General features: G+C 72.3%; 19 protein-coding genes and 2 pseudogenes. 9 read left to right on the top strand and 12 right to left on the bottom strand.

Annotation, left to right across the window (positions count from 1 at the left end; translation table 11 throughout):
- The first annotated feature begins 57 nt into the window (after positions 1-57).
- Positions 58-423: a transglycosylase family protein gene (locus ABZX30_RS10645; protein ID WP_355931424.1), complete on the top strand. Its 366-nt coding sequence runs from the start codon at positions 58-60 to the stop codon at positions 421-423.
- Between the two features lie 185 nt (positions 424-608).
- Positions 609-1,103, top strand: coding sequence for a lamin tail domain-containing protein (locus ABZX30_RS10640; RefSeq protein ID WP_355931421.1), 495 nt, complete (start codon positions 609-611; stop codon positions 1,101-1,103).
- Between the two features lie 139 nt (positions 1,104-1,242).
- Here ABZX30_RS10640 and ABZX30_RS10635 read toward each other — a convergent pair whose 3' ends face one another.
- Both ABZX30_RS10635 and ABZX30_RS10630 read right to left on the bottom strand, forming a co-directional pair.
- Entirely contained in the window at positions 1,243-3,765 is a 2,523-nt protein-coding gene (locus ABZX30_RS10635; protein ID WP_355931418.1) for a SpoIIE family protein phosphatase, read from the bottom strand.
- A gap of 131 nt (positions 3,766-3,896) precedes the next feature.
- Positions 3,897-5,213 (bottom strand): phosphoribosyltransferase family protein, encoded by a 1,317-nt coding sequence (locus ABZX30_RS10630; protein ID WP_355931416.1) that lies wholly within the window; start codon positions 5,211-5,213, stop codon positions 3,897-3,899.
- A gap of 125 nt (positions 5,214-5,338) precedes the next feature.
- On the opposite strand from ABZX30_RS10630, the gene ABZX30_RS10625 reads away from it, so the two are divergent.
- The gene (locus ABZX30_RS10625) at positions 5,339-6,475 is read left to right on the top strand and encodes a CapA family protein (RefSeq protein ID WP_355931414.1); all 1,137 of its coding nucleotides are present in this window, start codon (positions 5,339-5,341) and stop codon (positions 6,473-6,475) included.
- Here the strand turns inward: ABZX30_RS10625 and ABZX30_RS10620 are convergent.
- A complete protein-coding gene (locus ABZX30_RS10620) occupies positions 6,441-6,599 on the bottom strand; it encodes a BBE domain-containing protein (protein ID WP_355931411.1) in 159 nt (52 codons plus the stop codon). The genes ABZX30_RS10625 and ABZX30_RS10620 overlap by 35 nt on opposite strands.
- A gap of 112 nt (positions 6,600-6,711) precedes the next feature.
- Here ABZX30_RS10620 and ABZX30_RS10615 point away from each other — a divergent pair, with 112 nt between their 5' ends.
- The gene (locus tag ABZX30_RS10615; RefSeq protein ID WP_355931408.1) at positions 6,712-7,950 is read left to right on the top strand and encodes an FAD-dependent oxidoreductase; all 1,239 of its coding nucleotides are present in this window, start codon (positions 6,712-6,714) and stop codon (positions 7,948-7,950) included.
- Positions 7,951-7,984: 34 nt separating this feature from the next.
- On the opposite strand, the gene ABZX30_RS10610 is transcribed toward ABZX30_RS10615, so the two are convergent.
- Complete coding sequence (locus ABZX30_RS10610; RefSeq protein WP_355931405.1) at positions 7,985-8,488, bottom strand: hypothetical protein; 504 nt, start codon at positions 8,486-8,488, stop codon at positions 7,985-7,987.
- A 151-nt stretch (positions 8,489-8,639) separates the two neighbouring features.
- Here ABZX30_RS10610 and ABZX30_RS10605 point away from each other — a divergent pair, with 151 nt between their 5' ends.
- Positions 8,640-9,131, top strand: coding sequence for a peptidylprolyl isomerase (locus ABZX30_RS10605; protein ID WP_355931402.1), 492 nt, complete (start codon positions 8,640-8,642; stop codon positions 9,129-9,131).
- Between the two features lie 97 nt (positions 9,132-9,228).
- Here ABZX30_RS10605 and ABZX30_RS10600 read toward each other — a convergent pair whose 3' ends face one another.
- Both ABZX30_RS10600 and ABZX30_RS10595 read right to left on the bottom strand, forming a co-directional pair.
- Positions 9,229-9,402, bottom strand: coding sequence for a hypothetical protein (locus ABZX30_RS10600; RefSeq protein WP_355931399.1), 174 nt, complete (start codon positions 9,400-9,402; stop codon positions 9,229-9,231).
- 190 nt (positions 9,403-9,592) lie between these two features.
- Positions 9,593-9,976: pseudogene (locus tag ABZX30_RS10595) on the bottom strand (AAA family ATPase); the annotation flags it as partial.
- A 102-nt stretch (positions 9,977-10,078) separates the two neighbouring features.
- Between ABZX30_RS10595 and ABZX30_RS10590 the strand changes: the two are divergent.
- Positions 10,079-10,204 carry a hypothetical protein gene (locus tag ABZX30_RS10590; RefSeq protein ID WP_355931596.1) on the top strand — a complete coding sequence of 42 codons (126 nt, stop codon included), beginning with the start codon at positions 10,079-10,081 and terminating at the stop codon, positions 10,202-10,204.
- A 29-nt stretch (positions 10,205-10,233) separates the two neighbouring features.
- Here ABZX30_RS10590 and ABZX30_RS10585 read toward each other — a convergent pair whose 3' ends face one another.
- The 3 genes from ABZX30_RS10585 to ABZX30_RS10575 form a co-directional block, all read right to left on the bottom strand.
- Positions 10,234-11,013, bottom strand: coding sequence for an SDR family oxidoreductase (locus ABZX30_RS10585; protein WP_355931397.1), 780 nt, complete (start codon positions 11,011-11,013; stop codon positions 10,234-10,236).
- Between the two features lie 253 nt (positions 11,014-11,266).
- Positions 11,267-11,749 carry a DUF4396 domain-containing protein gene (locus ABZX30_RS10580; RefSeq protein WP_355931396.1) on the bottom strand — a complete coding sequence of 161 codons (483 nt, stop codon included), beginning with the start codon at positions 11,747-11,749 and terminating at the stop codon, positions 11,267-11,269.
- Positions 11,750-11,879: 130 nt separating this feature from the next.
- A complete protein-coding gene (locus tag ABZX30_RS10575; protein WP_355931394.1) occupies positions 11,880-12,077 on the bottom strand; it encodes a hypothetical protein in 198 nt (65 codons plus the stop codon).
- A 568-nt stretch (positions 12,078-12,645) separates the two neighbouring features.
- On the opposite strand from ABZX30_RS10575, the gene ABZX30_RS10570 reads away from it, so the two are divergent.
- The gene (locus ABZX30_RS10570; RefSeq protein WP_355931392.1) at positions 12,646-13,707 is read left to right on the top strand and encodes a hypothetical protein; all 1,062 of its coding nucleotides are present in this window, start codon (positions 12,646-12,648) and stop codon (positions 13,705-13,707) included.
- Positions 13,708-13,946: 239 nt separating this feature from the next.
- A pseudogene (locus tag ABZX30_RS10565) lies at positions 13,947-14,972 on the top strand (M23 family metallopeptidase); the annotation flags it as partial.
- A gap of 73 nt (positions 14,973-15,045) precedes the next feature.
- Here the strand turns inward: ABZX30_RS10565 and ABZX30_RS10560 are convergent.
- Positions 15,046-16,071: a LacI family DNA-binding transcriptional regulator gene (locus ABZX30_RS10560; RefSeq protein ID WP_355931389.1), complete on the bottom strand. Its 1,026-nt coding sequence runs from the start codon at positions 16,069-16,071 to the stop codon at positions 15,046-15,048.
- A gap of 28 nt (positions 16,072-16,099) precedes the next feature.
- The gene (locus tag ABZX30_RS10555; RefSeq protein ID WP_355931386.1) at positions 16,100-19,039 is read right to left on the bottom strand and encodes an aminotransferase; all 2,940 of its coding nucleotides are present in this window, start codon (positions 19,037-19,039) and stop codon (positions 16,100-16,102) included.
- 546 nt (positions 19,040-19,585) lie between these two features.
- Here ABZX30_RS10555 and ABZX30_RS10550 point away from each other — a divergent pair.
- Positions 19,586-19,873 carry a metal-sensitive transcriptional regulator gene (locus tag ABZX30_RS10550; RefSeq protein WP_355931383.1) on the top strand — a complete coding sequence of 96 codons (288 nt, stop codon included), beginning with the start codon at positions 19,586-19,588 and terminating at the stop codon, positions 19,871-19,873.
- A 75-nt stretch (positions 19,874-19,948) separates the two neighbouring features.
- Here the strand turns inward: ABZX30_RS10550 and ABZX30_RS10545 are convergent, their stop codons facing one another.
- Positions 19,949-21,094, bottom strand: coding sequence for a glutathione-independent formaldehyde dehydrogenase (locus tag ABZX30_RS10545; protein ID WP_355931380.1), 1,146 nt, complete (start codon positions 21,092-21,094; stop codon positions 19,949-19,951).
- Positions 21,095-21,282: the final 188 nt, after the last annotated feature.

Below are 21,282 nucleotides of genomic sequence, written 5' to 3'. Positions count from 1 at the left end.
GCCTGAAAGGGCGCCAATTCCAGCAAATCCACGATCTTGCTACTACTGTCATTTGACATGATTTCAGGCTATGAGATTGACCGGGTCGAACACAGTCGGCCGAAGAAGGGGCACCGCCTGACGCTCGGGCTGTTCCCGCTGGTCGCGGCCCTGCTGACGACGGTGACACCGTCGCACGCCGCGTCGGCAACACCCCGGGGCGCCGACTGGGATGCCATCGCGCGATGCGAATCGAGCGGGCGATGGCATGCGAACACCGGCAACGGCCACTACGGCGGCCTCCAGTTCAAGCAGTCGAGCTGGGTCGCCGCCGGCGGACTCAGGTACGCCCCCCGAGCAGACCTGGCGACGAAGAAGCAGCAGATCGCGGTGGCGCGGCGGCTCGCCGCCCTGCAGGGCATGAACGCCTGGGCGTGCGCGTGAAGCCGCGCCGGGCGGGGGCGGGGGCGGGGGCACGACCGATACCCGGTCCCCTGCGCGGCCGAGTCATCGCCTGACGCCCCGGAAGACGACCGGCCTTCACTGCACCTTCACCAACTCGTCACGTATGACTCCCCCGTTGTGTAAGCTCCAGGCGCTCCATTCGTAGCACCGAGGGGGGATTCCTCATGCGTACCCGTTACACCGTGGCCACCGTGGCCACCGCCGCCATGACCGCCGTACTCGCCGCCGCGCCCGCGCAGGCCACCGAGTACACCTCCGCGCTGAAGATCAAGGGCGTGCAGTACGACGCCCCCGGCCCGGACTCCAACCGGTGTTCCGGCGGCAACACCAAGGACGAGTACCTGACGATCAAGAACTACTCGCACAGCACGACGGTCAACCTCAAGGGCTACGTCGTCAAGGACGCCACCGGCAACCGCTTCACCTTCCCCGCCAACCACTACTTGCAGCCCGGTGACTACGTGAAGCTGCGCGGCGGCCACGGCACCGACTCCGACGCCCACAACGTGGTCTACCGCCAGAACTGCAACTTCATATGGAACAACGACAAGGACACCATCTACCTCTTCAAGCCCTCCGGAGCCCACGCCGACACCCACGCGTACACCCGGGCGGGCTCCGACCCGGACGGCAACGGCTACATCACCTACCACGGCTGACCGCGGACCGGCGTCGGGCATCCGGGTGGGCACCCCGAAGATCCAGGTTGTCGAGAGCGCCAGGCTCAGCCTGGCGCTCGTCCGCGCGTCCCGTGCCGTGCCGTGCACACCGTGTCCGGGCACCGTGCCGGACGTCCCCTCACCGTGACCGGTCAGGCGCAGCGACATGCGCCGGGCCGACCGTGTTCCGGTGCGGCCGGGGCAGAGCGAGCAGGAGGAGCGTCACGTCGTCGTCGTGGGCGGCGGGGTCCGGGATGAGGGTTTCGACGAGCCGCCCTGCGGCCTTGTCGAGGATCTCCGGGTCGTCGGCGGCACCCTTGAGGCAGACCTCGACGGTGTGGGTGAGGGCGTCGATCTGGGCGTCGATGTCGGTGCCGGGCCTTTCGACCAGCCCGTCGGTGTAGAGCACGAGCGCGCTGCCCGGCGGCAGCCGGTGGGTCGTCTCCTGGAACGGCACCGCGTCACCGGACGAGTCGTTGACGCCCAGCGGCACACTCACCGGTGTCCGCAGTCGTCGGGCCGGGCCGTCCGGGGGCAGGGCGATGACCGGAGGGTGTCCGGCCGAGCACAGACTGACCTCACCGGCTGCCTGGTCGACGACGAGGTAGGCGCAGGTGACGAGCTGGTCCGCCAGGTCGCCGACGAACGCGTCCAGCCCCGCCATGAGCCGGCCGGGCGATATGCCGGTGCGGGCCAGCGCGTGGGAGGCCGCGCGCAGCTGGCCCATGACGGCTGCCGCCTCCAGGCCCCGGCCCATGACGTCGCCGATGACGACACCGGTGCGGTCCTGGCCCAGCGCAATGATGTCGAACCAGTCCCCGCCGACTCCGGGGTCCTGCATGGACGCCAGATACCGGTGGGCGCTGGGCAGGTGCGGCAGGCAGGGCGGCTCGCCCATCAGACTGTGCTGCAGGGTGTAGGCGGTGCGCCGGTGCTGCTCGTAGCGTTCGGCGCGTTCGGCCTCGGCCTGTCTGCGCTCGGTGATGTCCCGTACGGTCAGGAACACCAGCGTCTCCTGTGCGGCCCGGAGGCTGCTGACGCTCACCTCCACGGGAAACTCGCTGCCGTCGCAGCGCAGCCCGTACAGGTCCCCGTCCATGATCGTCGGGCTCGGGTCCCGCAGCCGCAGGTAGGCGCGCAGCAGCGCGCTGTGCCGGCGGCGCCGCGGCCGGGGCACCAGGTCGACGATCCGGGTGCCGGTGAGTTCGCCCGGCTCCCGGCCGAACAGGCGCTTCGTCTGCGCGTTGGCCATGACGATCGTGCCGTCGCCGTCCGCGATCAGGGTGGCGTCGGGGGCGGACTCCAGCAGTGCGTGAAAGCGCCGGCCGGCCCGCTGCACCTCGCGCTGGGCCGCGACGCGTTCGGTGATGTCGTGGGCCACCCCGCACAGGGCGTAGGCGAGACCGGAGCGGTCTTTGAGAGGGAAGAGGGTGGTGAGGAACTCCCTCGGGCCGTCCGGCAGGACGAGGCGTTCCTCCCGCTGCACCGCAGTGCCCTGTGCCAGCACGGCGAGGTCCGCGGCACGCACCTGCCGGGCGAGCTCGGCCGGCATGACGTCCTGGTCCCGGTGGCCCAGCACCCGCGAGCGGGCCAGGCGCCGGCTCTCCTCGAACCTCGCGTTGACCGCCAGATAGCGTCCGTCGAGGTCCTTGATGAAGACCACCGCGGGGGTGTGGTCCATGAACGCCTGCAGCAGTTCGCTCTGCCGCACCTGCCACTGGGCACGGGCGTGCGCGATCTCGATACGGCGGCCCACGGTCAGGGCGGCGAAGATGATCGCGGTGAACACGACGGCGTGGCCGCACACCAGCAGCGCCATGCCCAGCCGTTGCCCGTACAGCCCGGCGTCCTCCCCCGCCAGCACGAGCCAGCCCAGCACCAGCGGCGCGACCAGGGCGGTGGCGAAGAGCCGGCGGCCCAGCGCACCCGTGGTGCCCGCGTTCATCAGCAGTCCCGCGGCGCCTTCCTCGGGCCGGGCCAGGAAGGCGGCCGTGCCCAGCAGCACCAGGGCCAGTGCCGTGTTCAGGGCCATGGCCGTGTAGCCGCCGAACCGTTCCAGTTCGGGCACGGCGTAGGCGGATCCGTAGAACCGCACCATGCCCAGGCTGAGGATGGCGAGGCCGGGGATCTGGCTCGTCCAGGCGGGCAGGCGCGGTGTGCTCGCACACCATGACGCCACACTCGCCAGTGCCAGCGCCCCGGCCGTGTTCGGGGCCATACGCCCGGGCGACCCGGTCGCCACCCGCGCGGTGTCGTCGTGGAAGAGGAGCTGGTCGATGCCGAGGTCCGCCCCGGTCAGGTACTCCACGACGGTGAGCGAGGCGATCAGAAGAGCCAGGAGGGCTGCCGCGCGGGCCACGGCGATCGTCCGCCGGGTCGCGGGTCTGCGGACCACCAGGAACAGGGAGAGACCCAGCGCCACGAGAGCCACGGCGGTGTTCGGCTTCATGGTGACGTTCAGTCCGGGCAGCCCGCTCTTCAGCCCGTCGATGTCGAGGAGCCAGCCGGACAGGACCAGCAGCCCGAGCACCGCGGTGAGCAGGGACGCGCCCTGAGCAGTGGCGCGAGCGGCGGTCAGGGCGGGCTGGTGGAACGGCAGGCGCTCGACCTGCGCCGCTCCCACCACGCAGGGCAGCTCGGACGTCGGCTGCTCTTTCGTCACCAAGTTCTCATCCTCGTGGACGAACTACTTTCTCGGCACTATTCAGCCTATATACGGCATATGGATGCGCAGGCCATCAGGACGGCATCGACGGGACGTCCGTGCCGTCGCGCTCTCGCGGGATGGTGCGGCTACACCGGACTGGCGTGGGCGGCCGGGGCCAGATGGTCGGTGAACCAGTCGCGGGCCAGGTCGGTGACCGCTTCCAGTGTGCCGGGCTCCTCGAAGAGATGGGTGGCACCGGGGACCACCGCGAGCCGGTTCTCGCAGCGCAACCGGGCCTGCGCCTCGCGGTTGAGGCCGAGCACCGTGTGGTCGTGACCGCCGACGATCAGCAGGGTCGGCGCCGTCACCTCGGGCAGACGCGTCCCGGCCAGATCGGGCCGGCCGCCGCGGGAGACGACCGCCGCGACCCGGGTGCCCAGTTCCGCGGCGGCGCACAGGGCGGCGGCCGCGCCGGTACTGGCGCCGAAGTATCCGATCGCGAGCCCCTCGCTCTCGGGCTGTTCGCGCAGCCAGGCGGTGGCGTCCACCAGGCGCCCGGCCAGCAGACCGGTGTCGAACACGTTGGCCCGGTCGCTCTCCTCGTCCCGGGTGAGCAGGTCGAAGAGCAGGGTGCCGAGGCCGGCCCGGTTGAGCCCGGCGGCGACGAACCGGTTGCGCGGGCTGTGGCGGCTGCTGCCGCTGCCGTGCGCGAACACCACGAGCCCGGTCGCGCCGTCGGGCACGGCCAGCTGTCCGCGCAGCGTGAGGGCACCGGCAGCCACGCCGACCTCCCGGTCCGGTGGCACGGTGCCCGCGGTGGTTCCGTGCGCCCGGTTCGCCTGTTCCAGGAGGGTGACGACCTCGTCGTCGCCGAGCTGGGAGAAGTCCTCGTAGAACTGGCCGATCGCGTAGAAGTGCCTGGGCGTCTCCAGGCAGATCAGTTCGTCCGCCTCCCCGCCCAGCCGCTCGGTCCAGTCGCGCGGTGCCACGGGCACGGCCAGCACGATCCGGGCCGCTCCCCGTGCGCGGCAGATCCGGCAGGCCGCCCGTGCGGTCGACCCGGTGGCGACGCCGTCGTCGACCACCACCGCCGTCCGCCCCGCCAGCCCGACCGGTCCCCGCTCGCCCCGGTAGCGCAGGGCGCGCCGTTCCAGCACCTCGCGCTCGCGGTCCTCGACCTCTGCCAGTTCCTCGCGCGTGACCCGCGCGCCCCGCAGCACCTCGTCGTTGATGACGCGGACACCGTCCTCACCGATCGCCCCCATGCCCAGCTCCGGCTGGTACGGCACCCCCAGTTTCCGTACCAGGCACACATCCAGCGGGGCGTTCAGTTCCCGGGCGACCTGTGCCGCCACCGGAACCCCTCCTCGGGGAAGCCCCAGCACCACCACGTTCCTGTCCTTGAGGTACGCCAGCCGGGAGGCCAGCCGTTGCCCTGCGTCGAGTCGATCCGTGAAGAACATGACCGGCCTCCTCGTCCGAGGCTCCGGGCCGGGCGGTCACGGCCCTGTCTCCATCTTCCCGCCATGGGGAGACCGCGACATCTTCCCGCCGCGAGGAAGCCGCGACGACCGCTTAGCCTGGAGGCATGCGCGGGGGTCCGGTCACCCTCTTCCTCTGCGGTGACGTGATGCTGGGCCGGGGTGTCGATCAGATCCTTCCGCACCCCGGGGACCCGGTGCTGCGGGAGACGTACATCCGTGACGCCCGTTGCTATGTCGAGCTCGCCGAGGCGGTGAACGGGGCGATTCCCCGGCCGGCCGGTTTCTCCTGGCCCTGGGGCGACGCGCTGCGGATCCTGGACGAAGCCGCGCCCGACGCCCGGATCGTCAACCTGGAGACCAGCGTCACGCGGGCCGGCCGGTTCGCGCCCGGCAAGGCGGTCCACTACCGGATGAACCCCGCCAACCTGCCCTGCCTGAGCGCCGCCCGCCCCGACGTCTGCGTCCTGGCCAACAACCATGTGCTGGACTTCGGGACCGGCGGGCTCGACGAGACCCTCGGCGCCCTGGCCGGCGCGAGACTGAGGACGGCGGGCGCGGGCCGGGACGCGGCCGAGGCGAACCGGCCGGCGGTCGTCCCGGTCGACGGCGGGGGCCGGGTGCTGGTCTTCGCGTGCGGGACGGCGTCCAGCGGCATCCCGCACGGGTGGGCCGCCACCGGCGTGCGTGGCGGCGTCGCCTTCCTGGCCATGGCGTCCCACGACACCGCCGCCGGGATCACCAGCCGTGTGCGGCAGGTGAAGCGACCCGGCGACATCGCGGTCGTCTCGGTCCACTGGGGGGCGAACTGGGGCTACGGCGTCTCCCGTGACGAGATCGGCTTCGCCCATGCCCTCATCGACGGCGGGGCCGACCTCGTGCACGGACACTCCTCGCACCATCCGCGCCCCATGGAGATGTACCGGGGCAAGCTGATCCTGTACGGCTGCGGCGACTTCGTCGACGACTACGAGGGCATCGGCGGGTACGAGCAGTACCGGGACGATCTGCGGCTGCTGTACCTCGTCACGGTGGATCCGGACACCGGCGCGTCGACCGCCGTGCGGATGGTGCCGCTCCAGGCGCGGCGGATGCGGCTGGAGCACGCCCGTCGCGCCGACGCGGAGTGGCTGCGCACCGAACTGGACCGGGTTGGGGGCGCGTTCGGGTCGCACCTCGCCCTCGAGCCGGACGGCACCCTCTTCCTCGTCATGCCGCCGCCGAGGGCCGGATGTTCTGGTTGAGCCGGAACAGGTTCGTGGGGTCGTAGGTCGCCAGGCCCCGGCGGCGACCGGGCGGTCCGCGACCGCGACGGCGAAACCGCCGAGAAGCCGGATGCGCACTTCGTCGGCCATGGGCTGCCCTCACGAGCAGGCTACCGCCCGACCGGGTGCGGGGCGTGGCCGCCCGGCGCGGGCGGTATCATATTCATCGGGCGATGAATTGAGTGATCGAGTCTCTCCCGAAGGGCAGGGCTGCCATGGAACGGACCACGTGCTGCGTAGTGGGGGGCGGTCCCGCGGGCATGGTGCTCGCACTGCTGCTGGCCCGGGCCGGCATCGACGTGACGGTGCTGGAGAAGCACGGCGACTTCCTGCGTGACTTCCGTGGCGACACCGTGCACCCCTCCACACTGGCGCTGCTGGACGACCTGGGTCTGGCCGAGCGTTTCGGCCGCCTGCCGCAACGCCGGGTACGCACCGTCCAGCTGCCCGTCGGGGCCGGCCGGTCGAACGTCACGGTCGCGGACCTCTCGGTGCTGCGCGGCCCGTACGACTACGTGGCCATGGTGCCGCAATGGGATCTGCTGGACCTCCTCGCGGACGAGGCCGGGCGCGAGCCGTCCTTCCGGCTGCGGATGAGCACGGAGGCGACCTCGTTCCTGCTCGACGGCGGGCGGGTGACCGGGGTGCGCTACCGCACCTGCGACGGCAGTACCGGTGAGCTGCGGGCCCTGCTCACCGTCGCCTGCGACGGTCGCGGATCGCTGGCGCGTTCGCTGCCGGAACTGGGACAGCGCCGCTTCGGCTGTCCGATGGACGCCTGGTGGTTCCGGCTGCCGCGACACGAACAGGACCCGCGGGGGCTCGTCGGCGGGGCCGGTGACCGCTTCCTGACCGCGATGATCGACCGCGGGGACTACTGGCAGTGCGCCGCGCTCATCCCCAAGGGCACCGACGGCCGGCGCCGCGCCGCCGGCCTCGACCGCTTCCGCGCCGACTACGCCGCCGCCGTTCCCTGGATCGCGGACCGGACGGACCACCTGCGCTCGTGGGACGAGGTCAGGCTCCTCGACGTGCGCCTGGACCGGTTGCGCCGCTGGCACCGCCCCGGACTGCTGTGCATCGGCGACGCCGCGCACGCGATGTCCCCGGTCTTCGGCATCGGCATCAATCTCGCCGTGGAGGACGCCGTGGCCGCCGCCCGTTACCTGGTCGAGCCGCTGCGGCGCACAAGGGTGGGACTGCGCGACGTACGACGTGTGCAACGCCGCCGCCGTCCCACCACGGTCATCACGCAGGCGTTGCAGCGGGTGGCGCACGCCCGTGTCATCGCTCCCGTCCTGCGGGGACAGCCGCCCCTGGGCGGTGCCGACCGGGCGCGGCACATGGCTCGCCTGCTCGCCGGGTCGCGGCCGGTACGCCGCCTTCCCGCGTACTTCATCGGCTACGGCGCGCTCCGGGAGCGTCCACCGGCCGCGGCGGTCCGCAGGCGGTAGGCCGGGCCCGTCCAGGCGTGGCCGGCCCGAGCGCCTATCCCGCCGAGTCTCCCGTTCCGGGGTGGACGGCGGAGAGGAGCCTGCCGATGGCCTCCCGGGAGCGGCGCGGGTCCCCTTCGTCCAGTGCCGCCAGGGCGGCGGCAGCGGCCACGCGTACGGGGGTGGACAGTGCGGCCTCGGCCGCGAGCCGGTATGCGGCGCTGCGGCGAGCCAGCCGCTCCTTAGCGGTCACTCCCCCGACGCTCATGGGGAAGACGGCGGCTTCGTACTGGGCGACCACGACGAGGAGGCCGTGGGACAGCCCCTCGGCGTAGCCGCGGGCCATCGCCTCCTGCTCGGCCACGGCGAAGCCGGCCATGACGCGCCGCCGCACGAGAACGGAGCCGCCCGTGCAGACGACGCCGGACGACAGGCCGGCGACGACCGACGCCGTCCAGCCGCCGAGGAGCGCACCCAGCACACCGCCCGCCACGACGACCAGGCAGGTGATACCGCTCCAGAGCAGTACGAGGGCGCGTGCGGGTGTCAGGGCCGTCATGCCGTGCAGTGTGCCAGGACCTTCAGGGCCGCGGTGAGACGGGTCAGCCCGGGCCGGGGCCGCCCCCGCCGGACCGACCGCGACGGCACGGAAGCCCTTTGGGCATGCCCTCCGGGAACGCCGGGCACTGCTTGACGATAGGTTGATCGCCATGAGCGAGAACGTCTACTTCGACATCACCATCAACGACGAGCCGGCCGGCCGGATCGTCTTCAGGCTCTTCGACGACGTCGTACCCAAGACCGCCAGGAACTTCCGCGAGCTGGCCACCGGCCAGCACGGCTTCGGCTACGCCGGTTCCTCGTTCCACCGGATCATCCCGCAGTTCATGCTGCAGGGCGGCGACTTCACCCGGGGCAACGGCACCGGCGGCCGCAGCATCTACGGCGAGAAGTTCCAGGACGAGAACTTCACCCTCAAGCACGACCGCCCCTACCTGCTGAGCATGGCGAACGCCGGCCCGCACACCAACGGGTCGCAGTTCTTCATCACGACCATCGTCACCGACTGGCTCGACGGCAAGCACGTCGTGTTCGGTGAGGTCGTCGAGGGCCAGGACCTCGTCAAGAAGATCGAGGCCCTCGGCAGCGGCAGCGGCTCGCCGAAGGGCAAGGTCACGATCGCCGCGAGCGGGACGGTGTAGCCGAGGCCACCGAGGTGGCGGGCCGGTTCCCGCCCGGTCCTCCGGGTCCGGCGGACCGGCCCGGCGCGGATCGCCGGCGCGGCGCTCCGCCCGACCGTCACCGGGTCCTGATGTCGTCCCGTTCGCCCTCCGCCTGGGACGGTTCGGTCCTGGGGACGTCCGGGTGCTGCTCCACGGCCGCGCGTTCGGCCGGTTCGTCCCGCTCGCCCTCGGCCTGGGAAGGTGTGCGCGAGTACAGCCAGGAGTCGTAGTCCGAAGCCTCGGTCTTCATGGCGGGCCTCCCTCTTCCGCTCCCTCCCATGCTCCTCCTCGGCCGCGGCAGGGGCGAGAGCAACGGCGAGCGCACCACCGCGGGCGGCGGCGGGCACGTCCTGGACCACCCGGCCGCCGCCGTCGCCGGCCGCCGCGCTCGCCGGCACCGGCCCGTCGTACTGTCCGGGACCGTGGCCACGCCGACCGGGTCAGGAACGCGTGAGGACCACGAGTCGCCGGGTCGCCCGGGTCATCGCGACATAGCGGTCGACCGCTCCTACTACGCCGTCGCCGAACTGCTCCGGGTCGACGAGGACGACCAGGTCGAACTCGAGGCCCTTCGACAGTTCCGGGGTCAGCGACCGGACGCGGGACGTCGCCCGGAACGTGGGGTCGCCGATGACGCAGGCGATCCCCTCGGCGTGTTCGGCGAGCCAGGTGCCGAGGACGCAGTCCAGGGCGGATACGGACCCGTGCACGACCTGCCACGATTCGGTGAACCCGTGCCTGACCCGGGCGCGGTCCCCGACGATCGTGAAGCTCCGGGACGGGCAGCGCAGGAGCAGCATCTGCCACTCCGCGTCGGTCAGTTCCGCACCGCCCACCTCCTGTACGCCGACCCGCGCCTCGGGCAGCGCCGGGGCGGCGTCCTGTTCGCCGGCCCGCACCGGCCCTACCTGAACTACGTCTGCGACGTGCTGCCCAGCCTCGGCGAGGAGGGCGTGCAGACCTGCGTCCCGCGGGACCTCGTCGCCGAGGGAGCCGGAACGTCCGGCCGCCCCTCGACGCGGAGCATCACGTACTTGGAGAACTCCGTGTGAGTACGGTGAAGAGGACCTTCACCGCAGGCTCAGTGAACGGAGAACCCGCCGTCGACGAAGATCGCCTGGCCGGTGACGTAGGCGGAGGCGCGGCTCGACAGGAACACCGCCGCCCCCGCGAAGTCCTCGGCCAGGCCGTTGCGTCCGACCAGGGTGCGGGCGGCGAGCGCCGCCACCTTCTCGGGATCGGCGGACAGACGTGCGTTGAGCGGCGTCATCACGAAGCCCGGCACGAGCGTGTTGCAGGTGACCCCGTACGGCGACCACGCCTCGGCCTGCGAGCGGGCCAGCGACTCCAGCGCGCCCTTGGAGACGCCGTAGGCGCCGCTCCGGACGAACGCCCGGTGCGCCTGCTGGGAGGTGATGTGGATGATCCGGCCGTAGCCGCGTTCGGCCATACCGGGCCCGAACCGCTGTCCCAGCAGGTAAGGCGCCTCCAGGTTCACCGCCATGGTGGTGTCCCACACGTCCTCGCTCAACTCGCCCATGGGGGGCCGCAGGTTGATACCGGCGGAGTTGACGAGGATGTCCGGCTCCCCGAATGCCCCGGCGGCCTCGTCGGCGGCCGAGCGCACGCCGTCGCGCGTGCTCAGGTCGGCGCCCACCCAGGCGGCCCGGCAGCCTTCTGCCGTCAACTCGTCGACGACGGTGGTCAGTTCCGCCTCCTTGCGGGCCACGACGACGACGCTCGCTCCGGCACGCGCCAGGGCGTTGGCGATGGCTCGGCCGATGCCGGAGCTGCCGCCGGTCACCACGGCGACCCGGCCGTCGAGGGAGAACAGCCCGGAGAGGTACGTCATCGAGGTCATACCCGCACCCTAATCGCCGGCCCGCGGATCACTCGGCCGCAGGGCGTCAGGTGCCGCAGGTGCGGGAAGAGGCTCTCCCCCGGCTCTCGGGGACGCTCATCGCTTGGCGCGGAGGCAGGCCGCTCCCCCGCCACCGGCGCAGGTCCGGGCCCGCGGACTCCGCCCGTCGCGCGACCGGGCCGGCGCTCGGCATCGCGCCGCGCCGGAACGGCGGAGCGAGGGCCCCGGTCCGGTGACCCCCGCTCCCCCGGTGTCAGTGGTAGGCATGCACGACGGCGTGGCCCCTGCCGCGGCCGATCATCCACCGGTTGACCGGTGTGGTCAGCACGAACGCAAGCACCAGCGAGAGGACGAGCGAGACCCAGAAGAGGACATCGGTGAACCCGGCGTCCATGGCTCCGGGCACACCGACCATGACGGTGTTGTCGATGAGTTCCATCACGGCGATGGACACCGTGTCCGCGGCGAGCGCGACCTTCAGCGCCCGCCGCACGGGCAGCCCGGCACGCAGCACACCGCGCATGGTCAGCGCGTAACCGAAGACGAAGGCCAGGGCGACGGAGATGACGACGGTGGCCGCGTTGTGCAGTCCGGCGGCGGTTCCGACGACCATGCCGAGGACTTCGCCGACGGCACACCCGGTGAGGCAGTGCACCGTGGCCTGCGCGGCCGTCCGCCAGGAGCTGCGTGAGAGGTGGTCACGGTGGTGCTCGTGGTCGTGTGCGCTGTGGTCCATCGGGTACTCCTCACGTCGGCTGTGCTCTCCATCCGTGCAACGCGATACCCCCATGGGGTATTCCCGAGCGCACAACACCACGGGTCCCGGATCGAATGATCCGGGACCCGTGGACGCGTGGCCGCCGCCGTCAGAGCGTGGCGGCGCTGACGCCCGCTCCCGCCGTCAGACCCTCGGGCGAGGCGACGGCGACGAGGTCGGCGCAGAGGTCCGCGATCGGCGTCTCGATGTGGAGACCCCCGGAACCGCCGACCGCGAGGCCGCCGGAGACGCGGTCCAGGTCGTCGTCGGACATCTGGGCCGTCTCCACCCGGGAGGCAAGGTTCATGACGCACTGTTCCCTTCGCATAGGCACTTTTCCATGGCGGAGTTCACCCGACCGGCCTCCGAGAGCGGAAGGCGTCCGGCGGGAGCCGATATCGGCGACCCGCGCCACGCGAAGGATCAAAGCACGCCGGCCCTGGGGTAGCCAGCCGCCCGTGACGGGAACGGACCCCGTCGCGAAAGCAACCTTCACCGGAGTGACGACCCGGTGACCGAGGACGCCGACTCCTTCACAGAGCCTGCCGCGCCGGAGCACGCGCGGCCGTTGCCCTCGGACCGCCGCGAGTACTCGGGCGCGCGGATTCCCGGCCCGCGGACACCGCCGGGCACCCCGCTCGGGGCCGTGCGGTACCCGCCGTCGAACGGTGTGCAGATTCGACGGATTTCCCGCACCCAAGCGCTTCCGCCTCACTCGGACGGACCAGTGCGGCACCCTCCGGCCCCGGCCCGGCAGGCGATCATGGCCCGGCTGCCGCAGGATGGTGCCGGTTGCCCGCCCATGGGGCCGACGGGTGGCAGCCCTCTTTCCCCTGTGCGGCGGACCGTCGCCTCGTTCCCTGAGGGAGCTTCGTATGGCAGTGATGACGGAGGAGCTCGTCCCGGCGCTGGAGGATGCGCACCAGGCGCATGCCGCGGTCCTCGACCGGCTCCGGGCGGACGCGACGGTCACGCCGGCCGGCCCGCACCGGCAGATGCTCGAACGCCAGGCCGCCGAGGTCCAGATCGGTGTGCACCGCATTCGGCGTCAGGTGCGCGATCTGCAACCGCGGGGGCTGGTGGGCACCGCGGTGAGCGTGACGCGGTACGTCTCGCACGGCGTGGTGCGCACGGCGATGCTGCCGCTGAACCTCGGGGCTTCGGCGGTCAAGGGCATGCTGCCCGGCAGGCACCCGGCCGACGCGCGACAGTTGCTGAGGAACACGGAGAACGCGTACTCCACTGCCGCGCGGGCGCTGGCGACGTGCCGGGCCGGAGAGGTGCTCGCCGAGCAGGTGGCCGACGAGAGAACCGCCGGTCTGCTCGCCTCGCTGCGCCGGCAGGACGAGGATCTGCTGCTGGAACTGGAGCAGAGCCTCGCCGAACACGCCCGCGCCGTGGCGGAATCCGCCGTGCTCGGGCCGGACGGGAGCCGCGACGGCGGTCTGGCCGACGCGGCGGTCCGGACGGTGCGGGCCGCCGTCGTCCAGGCCGGCGACGTGATCCAAAGCGGCGTCCGGAAGGCCAAGGAGGCTGCCGAGGGTGCCGTGCGGCAGGGATCCCGGCCCGCCCCCAGTCCCAGTCCGGAGGAGGTCCTGGGCGCGGTGCGGAGCGAGGAGGACCTGCCCATCCACGGGTTCAGCCAGCTCAGCACGGACCAGATCCATCAGCGGCTCGGCACGCTGTCCCAGTCGGACCTGACGGTGATCGAGGCCTACGAGCGTACGCACGCCCGCCGGAAGGGAGTCCTGGACGCCGTCGAGCAACTGCGCGGCGAGCAGCCGTGGGCCGGCTATGACTCCATGGAACCGGACGAGATCACCGTGCGGCTGAGGGACGTCCCGGTCGACCACGTACGTCAGGTACAGGAGTACGAACAGCGCCACCGTCGGCGCCGGGAGGTCGTGTCCGCCGCCGAGGACCGCCTGCGCGGCTGACGCCGGCGTCGCGCGGGCGTGGCGGGCCGGTGCCGCCCGACCTGGTGGAAGGGGGACGCGGCCGCCCTTGAGGTGGCGGGCAGCCCTCGCGGGGCACCTCACCGGTCGCGTCCGGTCTGCCCCTTCGGGCACACCGCTCTGCCTCGATGCCCGGTGACGCCCGTACCTGAGCCGGATAGCGTGCGTCGGTGCGCAACAGGCCCCGCCCGCAGGTCCCTCCGGAGGGCACACCACGACCCCGCCGCCGGGGTCCCGGTCCGTTCACGCTGATGGTGTTACCGGTGCTGGTCGCGGTCCCGGGGGTCGCCGGCTTCCTCATTCTGACCGGCGGTCTCGCCCCCGACCCCGCCGCGGCCTCCGGGCCGGCCGGCGCGAGCGGTGTGAACGCGTCGTACGGGCCCTGGCTGCGCAAGGCCGCCGGCGCCTGTACGGTCCTCACTCCGTCGGTCCTCGCCGCTCAGATCGACCAGCTCTCCGGCTGGCGCAACCACCCCGACGAGCAGGGCAAGGCGGGTGTCGCCGATTTCACGGAAACCGGCTGGCGGCGGTGGGGCAAGGACGAGGACGGCAACGGGCGTTCCTCGCCCCTGGACGAGGCGGACGCCATCATGGCCCTGGGCAGGCAGGACTGTTCCCTCGCCGCGAAGGTGACCGAGCTGCGGACGGAGGGGACCGTCTCGGGGGACCTCGTCGACCTGACCCTGGCCGCGTACGCGGTGGGAGAGGAGGCGGTGGCGACGGCGGGGCGCGTGCCCGCGGCGGCACGCACCTACCTCGGCGAGGTGAAGACCCGCTTCGCCCGTTACGAGGGTTTCGACCACGAGGACACGGGTGACGGCGCCGGGCGGCCGGCGAGCGCCGTTCTCAGCGCGCCCGTGAGCACGCTCACGGTCACCTCACCCTTCGGTTCCCGCAAGCACCCGCTGACCGGGGTGACCAAACTCCACACCGGCGTCGACTTCGGTGCGCCGCAGGGAGCCCAGGTGTCGGCCGCACGACAGGGGCGGGTCGTCTTCGCCGCACTCACCAAGGCGTACGGCAACCGGATCGTCATCGACCACGGCACCGTCGGCGGCAAGCGCCTGCAGACCACGTACAGTCACCTCTCGGCCCTCCAGGTCACCGCGGGCCAGACCGTGCGGACCGGCACTCCGATCGGACGGGTGGGATCCACGGGTCTGTCCACCGGCCCGCACCTGCACTTCGAGGTCGTCTACGGCGGCTACTACGCCGATCCGGAGCCGTGGCTCGCCCCGGGCCACTGAGGCGCGGGCACCAGGCGGCGCCGGGGGGCCGCCTGACCGCGGGCCCGCGGGGTCCTCGGGACGGCGGCGGTGCTCAGGGGGTGGCCGGTGGGCCGGTCCGCCGGGTCGACGCGCGGACGTTCAGTACGACGGGCAGGGCGCGCACCGTTCCCCGGGGGGCTCCGCCCGACAGGAGTTCGCACAGCAGACGGGCGCTCTCGGTCCCCATCTCCCGTGGCCGGAGGTCGATCGCCGTGATCGGCGGTTCCGCCGTGCGCATCGCCGAGCCGTCCACGCACGACGCGAGCAGCAGGTCCGCGCCGACCGTGCGGCCTGCCGCCCGGAGTTCGGGCAGGCAGGCCTCGGCGGCGCCGTCGGGGGCGCAGACGAGGGCGTCGATCCCGGGTTCCCCGGCGAGCAGGTCCCGTACGACGTGCCGGATCTGGTCCCGGCCGGCTTCGTAGGGCGCTCTGCGCACGATCGCCGGCAGACCGCCGGCGGCGCACCAGCGGGCGTGGGCCCGCTGGAGGGTGAGGGACCAGTCGGAGGTGGCGCCGGGAGCGATGAGTGCCGGACGGCGGGCCCCGCTGTCGTAGAGGTGGTCCAGCAGTTCCGTCATCGACGCCTCGTGGTCGGTCCAGACGACTCCGGCCGGCTCCTCGTCCCCGACGTACCGCTCGGCGGTGACGACCGGCAGCCCGGAGTCCATCAGCCGCCGTACGACCGGGTCCTCGGGCGCCGGGTCGCACAGCACCAGCCCGTCGACCTGGGGCACCGCGCCGCCCGTCGGCAGGTTCCCGGCGGACAGCAGGGTGACGTTCAGACCGGCTCGGGCGGCCTGCTCCACCACGCCGAAGACGAACGACATGTAGTACTCGGCGCTGGTCAGGAACTCGGGGAAGTACAGCGCGAGGGCGTCCGTGACCGAGGTGCGCAAGGTGCGGGCGCTGCGGTTGGGCGCGTAGCCCAGTTGCCGGGCCGCCTCCCGGACCGCCGCCCGGGTGGGTTCCGCCACCCGGCCGTGGCCGCGCAGCGCGTCCGAGGCCGTCGTCTTGGAGACGGCGGCCGCGCGCGCCACGTCCGCGATGGTGGGCGGCGGGGTACCGGGGCGGTAGGGCATGCGCATGATGCTAGGGCCTGGTCGCGGATCACCAGCCGTGGGTCAGCACGTCGTCCAGCGCCTCGACGAACACGTCCGCGCTGCGCCGGGTCAGGCACATCGGCGGCTTGATCTTCAGTACGCACTGGCGGTCCGAGGTGGGCTGGACGATCACGCCCAGTTCCCGCAGCCGGTCGCAGATCGCGGCCGTCTCCTCGGTGGCGGGTTCCAGGCTCTCCCGGTCCCGTACGAACTCGACGCCCAGGTAGAGCCCGGAGCCGTGCACCGCGCCGATCAGCGGATGCCGCTCGGCCAGTGCCTCGAGCCGGGCCTTCAGGTACCCGCCGACCTCGCGGGCATTGGCCTGGAGATCCTCGTCGCGCAGCACGTCGAGCACGGTCAGGCCGACCACCGAACTGACCGGGCTGCCTCCCGCGGAGGAGAAGAAGTAGCCCTGCGTGCGGTAGGCGTCGGCGATCTCACGGCGGGTGATCACCGCGCCGAGCGGATGCCCGTTGCCCATCGCCTTGGCCACGGTGACGACGTCGGGCACCACGCCCTGCTGCTCGAACCCCCAGAAGTGCGAGCCGAGCCTGCCGTAGCCGACCTGCACCTCGTCGGCGATGCACAGTCCGCCGGCGGCGCGTACGGCCTCGTACACCGTGCGCAGGTAGTCGTCCGGCAGGGGCAGGCCGCCCGCGTTCCCGTAGTAGGGCTCGCAGATGAAGGCGGCCGGCGGGTGTCCCTCGTCGGCCAGTTCGCGGATCCGCGCGGCCGCTTCGGGTCCGTACCGCCGGGCCTGCTCCGCGCGGTGGCGGCCCCGGTAGGAGTTGGGGGCGGCGACCGTGTGCACCCACGGCGGGCGCGAGGTGAGGGCGCCCGGGTTGTCGGCGATCGAGGTGGAGACGGCGTCGGAGGCGTACGTCCAGCCGTGGTAGGCCTCTTCGACCGCGACCACGTCCTGCCGTTCGGTCGTCGCCCAGGCCAGCCGGAGGGCGAGGTCCACGGCCTCGGAGCCGCTGTTGACGAGGAACACGGTGTCGAGCTCGTCGGGGAGCAGGGCGGTGAGCCGTTCGGACAGCTCCACCACCGAGGCGTAGTGGAAGCGGGAGTTGGTGTTCAGCCGCTGCCACTGCCGGTGCACGGCGTCGCTCAGGGCGGGGTGTCCGTGGCCGAGGACGGTGACGTTGTTGAGCATGTCGAGGTAGGCGCGGCCGTGCAGGTCCACGAGGTGGTGCCGCCAGCCGCGTTCGATCCGGGGCGGGGTCTCGTAGTAGTGCTCCTGGACGGTGGCGAAGGAGCGGTCGCGTCGCCGGAGCAGCCCGGCCTCCCCCTCGTCGTCCGGCCCGGGGGCGGCCGGGGCCGGCACGCCCAGCAGCGGGGCCGGGTCGGGGCACACCGCCAGCCATCCGGCGGCGAGGCCGGGCGTCGCGAACCGGGGCGGCCGGACCCCGGCGTCGGGGGCCAGCCGCGACAACTGGACGGTGAGCACGTGACGGCCGTCGTGAGCGGCCACCGTGCCGAGCGGGTGTCCGGCGGGGACCGGGCCCGGGCCGGCGTCGGCGCGGACGCCGTCGAGCAGCAGGTCGAGCCCGTCCGCGCGCAGGGTCACCCCGGCCTCGCCGTGCCGGACGATCGTGCCCGCCCAGGGCGCCCGGATCTCCAGGGGGCCGGTGAGGTGGAGGTCGACGGCGAGGGCGCAGGTCGCGGCGGCCCGAGTGGTGTCGGGTGTGCTCCGCGTCAGCCGGAACTCGCCGTGCCGGGTGCGGACGGCGTCCCGGCCGGCGGCGAGCGCGGTCTCGGCGCCGGGGTCCAGCCAGCGTCCGGTGTGCAGTTCGTCGCTGAGCACACCGAGGTCGAGTACGGGCACCTCCTCGGGGAGCGCGGGCAGCAGCCGGTGCCGCGCGGCGGGTAGGGGCATCGTCGCCGGGCGGCCGAGCGCGTCCCGTATCCGCGCCGTCATCACCTCGACGGGTACCGACACCGCCGCCTCGAACATCGCCCACTCGCGGTCCAGCGCGTCCGAGACGTAGCCGTTGCCGGGGTCCTGCAGGTGGTCGTACCGTCCGCTCACCACCAGGACGGAGGCCCGCAGGACGATCAGCGGCCACAGGGCGTCGGCCTCGTCGTCGGTGAGGGGCCGCACGGCGTGGAAGGCACGGACGGCGGGCAGGACCGAGGCCGGCCCCGACCCGTGGTGGTGCAGGACGGAGGTGCAGGCGACCGCCAGTTCGGCCACCGTCCAGCCGGGCCCGAGATCCCCGAAGTCGATCACTCCGGCCGGCCTGCGACGGCCTTCGGGCGTGGTCTCGCAGACGACGTTGTTGTCGGTGACGTCACCGTGGATCGTCTGCACCCGCAGGCGGTCCGCGTACGGCTCGACCCGGGCGGCGGCGGCCCGGGCGGTACGCAGGACCCGCTGGGCACGGTCCTGGTCGGGCAGGCGCGGAGCCAGCGTCTCGAGCACGGTCGCCGCGTCGCGCAGATCCCATGGCCGGGGCCGCTCCCGCTCCACGCCCCGGAAGCCGTCCAGTCCCGCCGCGATGCGTCCGGCGAGCTCACCCAGCCGGGCGACGACGGACGGCGCCAGGTAGCGGCTGTCCATGATCGGCTCGCCCGGCACGTAGTCCAGCAGGCGGCAGGCGAGTTCCGTTCCTCCCACGGCGACGGTCTGCACGATGTCGCCGTCGAGCCCCGGATGGACCCGGGGCAGCGGCAGTTCCGGAGCGGTGGCCGCCAGGTGACGCAGCGCGTCGCACTGGGCGCGCAGTGCCTCCCGGTCCTCGGCGGGGTTCGCGATCTTCAGGACGTAGTCCCCGGTCCTCGTACGCACCCGGTAGTTGCGGTCCTGCTGGCTGCCGAGGTCGCTCAGGGTCCCCGTCACCGCGTACCGCTCGGCGAGGACGGCCGACAGCTCCTCCTCGTCGAGGTGGGGCATGGCCGGTACCAGCCAGTCGGCAGACCGCCGGTCGGCGGACCGGTTCCCCATGAGGTGCTCCACTTCTGGCGTGCCGGAACGTTCCGGCAACCGTAGGTTCGGCGGTTGACGGATGTCAACGCCCACCGTGGCGCCGCCCGGGCCCACAGGGATCACACACCATGGGCGGCGCGATGGACGCGAACATGGCCACCCCCTACTTTCTGATCGCTCCGCCGAACCACGTTCGGCATACCGACCAATGGAGTACGCCATGCCCCGCTCCCTCCCCAGCCGTCGGCTCGTCCTGCGCACGGCCGCCGCCGCTCCCCTGGCCATGACCGGCGCACCGGCCCTGGGCGCCGGCACCGCACGCGCCGCCGACTCGGCGTACGTTGGCCGACGCGGTCCACGATGTATGGTCCTCGGGCCGCGGGGCCGGCACCACGGCCGAACCGGCCGAATCGGCGGCGCGTGCGCTCACCGGCCGTGGCGCCTCCGGCACCGCTCGCCGGGGGCACGGCGGGAGTGATCCTCCGGTGCACTGGTCCCGGATGGTCGACGCCGGCGCGAAACGGGACGTACAGTACCCCCAGGGGTATACTTCGAGGAGTGGTCGTGGAGCTGGATCTCGCCGGAGCCGAACTCAAGTCCGTGCTGAACCGGCTGCGCCGTGCGCAGGGTCAGATCGCGGGCGTGATCCGGATGATCGAGGAGGGCCGCGACTGCGAGGACGTGATCACACAACTGGCGGCCGCGTCCCGCGCCCTCGACCGGGCCGGCTTCGCGATCATCGCGACCGGCCTGCAGCAGTGCATGGCCGACATCGAGTCCGGCCGCAAGAACGGCGAGGACGCCGAGCAGATGCGCGCCCGCATGGAGAAGCTGTTCCTGTCGCTGGCCTGAAACCCGCCGGCCTGAGACCCGCGGTACCCCGGGGCACCTGCCACGCCGGCACCGGTACCCCAGGGACGGTGGTTTCTACGCCTGCGGGTGCAGGACGACCTTGGTGTACCCCTCGACCCGCTTGTCGAACTTGTCGTACGCCGTCGGGGCCTGGTCGAGCGGCAGCTCGTGCGACACGACGAAGCTCGGACGCGCGCGGTCCTCGATGATCATGTCGCGCAGCTGGCGGTTGTAGCGCTTGACGTTGCACTGTCCGGTGCCCATGCGCAGCCCCTTCTCGAAGAAGCGCCCGATGGACACCATCAGCATGCCCTGCTTGGCCTGCTCGTCGGGTCCGCCGGGGTCACGCGGGACGTACAGGCCGGGCACGCCGAGCGCACCCGTCGGCCGGACCGTCTCGACGAGCGAGTTCAGTACGGTCGCGGGTTCCTCGTGGTCCGCGCCCTGCTCCGTGGCCTGGGCCTGGTAGCCGACGGCGTCGATGCCCTTGTCCGTGCCCTGGCCCTGCATCTGCTCCTTGATCTGCTGTGCCGGATTGCCCTCGGTGAAGTTGATCGGTACGGCGCCGATCTCCTCGGCCTTCTGCAGCCGCTCCGCCACCCGGTCGACCACGAACACCTTGCTCGCGCCGCGCAGCATCGCGGAGTAGGCGGCCATGAGTCCGACCGGGCCACCGCCGTACACCGCGACGCTGTCGCCCGGGCGGACGTCGGCCAGCTCGTTGCCGTGGTAGCCGGTGGGGAAGATATCGGCGAGAAGAACGAAGTCGGTCTCCTTCTCACTGCCCTCGGGGAGCTTCAGGCAGTTGAAATCGGCGTACGGCACCCGTACGAACTCGGCCTGGCCTCCGACGTAGGGGCCCATGGCGACGTAGCCGTAGGCACCGCCGGCGAAACCCGGGTTCACCGTCAGGCAGAACCCCGTGAACCCGGCCGTGCAGTTCTTGCAGAAACCGCAGGCCACGTTGAAGGGCATGACCACCCGGTCGCCGCGGTTGAGCGCGGTGACCCCCTCGCCGGTCTCCTCGACGACCCCGAGGTTCTCATGACCGAAGACGATCCCCGGCTCCGCGGCGGTGCGGCCCTCATACATGTGCAGGTCCGAACCGCAGATCGCGGTCGACGTGACCCGTACGATCGCGTCGTTCGGGTGCTGGATCCGGGGATCCTCGACTTGCTCGACCGCCACCTCGAACGGTCCCTTGTACACGACAGCCCTCATCCTCAAGCACCTCCACTGGACGTAAGGCGGTGCGGTCACAGTGAGGAAGACGATGCCGGGAGCCCACTGCCCCTTCAGCAACAGGCCCGCGAAATCAATCGGTCTTCTGTGCTGTGGCTCATATCCCAGCCTGGTGCATGATGAGACGATTTGCACCCAGAGGACGGAGAGTCCGGTCTCTGCGCCGG

The sequence above is a fragment of the Streptomyces sp. NPDC004542 genome (assembly GCF_040610035.1).
Taxonomy (GTDB): domain Bacteria; phylum Actinomycetota; class Actinomycetes; order Streptomycetales; family Streptomycetaceae; genus Streptomyces.
Note: the sequence above shows the minus strand (reverse complement) of the source record. Positions and strands in the feature narration are given on the sequence as shown.